The organism is Mesorhizobium sp. A623, from assembly GCF_054489405.1.
Genome location: NZ_JBTMXB010000086.1, coordinates 1 through 3401 on the forward strand (window position 1 = coordinate 1; position 3401 = coordinate 3401).

The following is a 3401-nucleotide window of genomic DNA, read 5'->3' on the forward strand; positions in this document are numbered from 1 at the left end:
AATCACTGCGATCAGGGAATCAGAACAAGCCGGTCAATGCAAACCCGCGACTCCGATTAAGGAAAAACCGCTCTAGCCGCCCTTCTGCTGCGCGTCAGCATGGGCATCCTGTTCCTCGCCCACGCAGGTTTGAAGATCTTCGTCTTCACGCCGGCAGGTACAGCCGGGTTTTTTGAAAGCCTCGGTTTTCCCGGGCCGCTCGCCTATCTGGTCATCGCTGCGGAATTGATTGGTGGTATCGCCCTGATCGCGGGGGTGTGGACCCGCTGGGTTTCCATCGCGCTGATCCCGGTTCTGCTCGGCTCGATCTACGCCCCGCATGGTGCAGCCGGCTTCTTCTTCAGCAACCCCAATGGCGGCTGGGAATTCCCGGCATTCTGGGCCGTTGCTCTTGCCGCGCTGGCACTGCTCGGCAACGGCGCCTACGCCTTGCAAAAGGCACGTGGCTGATCCTCGACCCGGACGCTGTCGCCATGCCGTCGCGTCCGGCCTACCTTCTTTGACCAACGGAGACGCATCATGCTTGTAAACGGAAAGTGGACCCAGGACTGGCAGCCGGTCCAGGCCAAGGACGAAAAGGGCGGCTTCGTTCGCCAGATTTCCAGCTTCCGCAACTGGATCACGCCCGACGGTAGCGCCGGACCGACTGGCGAATCCGGCTTTGCCGCGGAGGTCGGCCGCTATCATCTTTATGTCGCGCTCATTTGTCCCTGGGCATCACGCACGCTGATTGCCCGCAAGCTGAAAAAGCTTGAAGACATCGTGTCGGTATCGGTGGTGGAGCCGGCGTTGACCGACCAGGGCTGGCGCTTCGGTGACTATTCTGGCGCTGATCGGGACGAACTCAACGGCGCCACCTATATGCACGAACTCTACAGTCTGGCCGACGACGATTTCACCGGCCGCGCCACGGTTCCGGTTCTGTGGGACAAGAAGCGCAAGACGATCGTCAGCAACGAATCCGCCGAAATCGTTCGCATGTTCAATTCAGGGTTTGGCGCACTCGCCGACGAAAGCGTCGACCTTTATCCGCAAGCCCTGCGCGATGACATCGACGCGTTGAATGAGCGCATCTACCCGGCTCTCAACAACGGCGTTTATCGGGCCGGATTCGCCACGACCCAGATCGCCTATGCGGAAGCCTATCGCGGCGTCTTTGCCATGTTGGATGAACTGGAAACCCGACTGGCAGACAAACCATTCCTGCTCGGCGCACAATTGACCGAAGCAGACATCCGTCTGTTCGTGACGCTGGTGCGCTTCGACGCTGCCTATCATGGCCTGTTCAAGTGCAATCTGCGGCGCCTGTCCGAGTGTCCCAATCTCACTGCTTACCTGAAACGCATGCTCGACATCCCCGGCATCCGCGAGACGGTGAACATCGACCATATCAAAAGGGGCTACTATTCGATCAAGTCCCTCAATCCTAATGGCATAGTGCCGGAAGGCCCCGACCTTAGTGATCTCGGCCTTTGACCGAGACCACAACGGCCATGGAAACAGGTTACCTCTCATGACCACCACCACCACCAAGAACCTCGTCATCTTCCTGCACGGCGTCGGCAGTCGTGGTGCCGATCTCACACCACTTGCCCAAGGCTGGCGTCGATCACTGCCGACGGCTGCGTTCGCAACGCCGGATGGCCCATTCGCCTTTGACGGCGGCGGTTCCGGTCGGCAGTGGTTCGGTATTTCCGGTGTAACGGAGGTGAACCGGCCGCAACGCATCGCTGTGGCAAGACCCGCCTTCGACGATGTTCTGCGCGGGATCATCGAGCAGCACGGGCTTCTGGGGCAGCTTAATCGAGTCGTCCTTGTCGGCTTTTCGCAAGGTTCCATCATGGCGCTCGACGCGATTGCTTCCGGTCGCTGGCCGGTCGCCGCCGTAGTCGCCTATTCCGGCCGGCTCGCCTCGCCGCGACCCTTTACGCCAGCCAGATCGACGCAGGTACTCATGGTGCATGGCGCGGCGGACCCAGTCATTCCCGCCGGAAACTCGACCGAAGCCGCGGCAACGCTGCGCGAAGCGGGCTTGGATGTCCACGCGCACATCCTGCCGGGGGTTGGCCACACCATCACGGCACAAGGCGCGCAACTGGGCGTAGACTTTGTGGCCAAGGCGCTGGCCGCGTAATCCGAATGCTCAGGAACGGGGTTATGATCGGCGTTGATCGTAATCCCACCGGAATCATGAATTTCACCGCAAAGTCATGGACTGGTCGCCAATCAACCCGGGGTCGAGCTTCGATGCGGATGCACGAGTGGAAAAGATCTATCGGAACAATTTCCAGCTTATATAATCAAGCTCGAAACGCCCACGGCCAAGACGGCCAATATCGTGGAGGCCATCGTAACACCCATCGTATAATAAAGTATGATCCACGCGATTGCGACAACAACGGTAGATATCGCCGCCCTTAGGATTATATCATACGTTCTACGGTTAGACCCGCTCATGGAATTTTACCCTCATATAGAATAAAATAGTTTATGACGTTCGTACCGAGCCCGTTCATTTTTTTGCGTTTCTCACGATCTTGCCGAGAAACACTCCGCTCTTGCCCTTCAAATTAGAACAACTCGAGATCGCTCAACGAGCACAAACCACTTGAGTATGGGCTTCTCATCCCAACCTCGGCCTTTGATTATCATCGGATGATCGTGTTGCCGCTCGGGCAAAGAGACTTCACCCTTACATGATAATCTCCGGTGGCAGCATCAGTATGAACCGTTATGGATGATGCCTCCTACGTCGGTTCCGAAGCCGTTACTGGCCGCACTGGCTCGCGCTCGCCACGTGCAAGCCGAACCGCGTCTGCGAGTGTCTTCCTGAAGCGGACTCGCGGCGGCTTCACACCGTGAACCAGCAGAACACGACGAACCGGTCGCGTCGTGCCGGCAATGTAGACCGCTGCTCCATGACGATCAGCTTTGCGGACGAAACCCTCGATCGTCGCAGCACCTGTCGAATCGAGAAAAGGCACCGCGGAAAAGTCGATGATATAGGCTTTCGGGTGCTCGCCGATCCGATCCAGGGCCGCCCCTACTGCAGCCGCAGCACCGAAGAAGAACGCCCCGGATATCCGAAAGATCACGATGTCGGGATCTGTCGCCAGATCGACGTCATACGGTCTTCGACCGTTGCCGTTGGTGCTGTCGGCTACGTCCTCCTGCGCGATAGGCTGTACGCTCTCGACTTCGATGGACTGGGCCATGCGATGCAGGAACAGCAGCACGCCAAGCGCAAAACCGACGAGGATACCTTCTGTGAGGTCGCGGAATATGACCAGCAGGAAAGTTGCCAACAATACGACCGCGTCACCTCGCGATGCCCGGATCAGCGTCGCGAACTCATGTTTCTCGGCCATGTTCCAGGCGACCACGACCAGCACCCCGGCAAG

At 58.5% G+C, this 3401-nt stretch carries 4 protein-coding genes; 3 read left to right on the forward strand and 1 reads right to left on the reverse strand.

Annotated features, from left to right (window positions below; translation table 11 throughout):
* Positions 1-84 precede the first annotated feature (84 nt).
* The 3 genes from ACX3P1_RS27780 (at position 85) to ACX3P1_RS27790 (ending at position 2134) form a co-directional block, all read left to right on the forward strand.
* Positions 85-450, forward strand: a complete 366-nt coding sequence (locus ACX3P1_RS27780; protein ID WP_459082983.1) for a DoxX family protein — start codon at positions 85-87, stop codon at positions 448-450.
* Positions 451-519: 69 nt separating this feature from the next.
* Positions 520-1476 (forward strand): glutathione S-transferase family protein, encoded by a 957-nt coding sequence (locus ACX3P1_RS27785; protein ID WP_459082977.1) that lies wholly within the window; start codon positions 520-522, stop codon positions 1474-1476.
* A gap of 37 nt (positions 1477-1513) precedes the next feature.
* Positions 1514-2134: an alpha/beta hydrolase gene (locus ACX3P1_RS27790; protein ID WP_459082979.1), complete on the forward strand. Its 621-nt coding sequence runs from the start codon at positions 1514-1516 to the stop codon at positions 2132-2134.
* Positions 2135-2747: 613 nt separating this feature from the next.
* On the opposite strand, the gene ACX3P1_RS27795 is transcribed toward ACX3P1_RS27790, so the two are convergent.
* A partial coding sequence (locus ACX3P1_RS27795) for an STAS domain-containing protein (RefSeq protein WP_459082981.1) occupies positions 2748-3401 on the reverse strand: 654 nt, incomplete at its 5' end.

Coding starts and splice junctions, on each gene's coding strand:
- ACX3P1_RS27785 (WP_459082977.1), top strand. CDS start 520: ATGCTTGTAAACGGAAAGTGGACCCAGGACTGGCAGCCGGTCCAGGCC.
- ACX3P1_RS27790 (WP_459082979.1), top strand. CDS start 1,514: ATGACCACCACCACCACCAAGAACCTCGTCATCTTCCTGCACGGCGTC.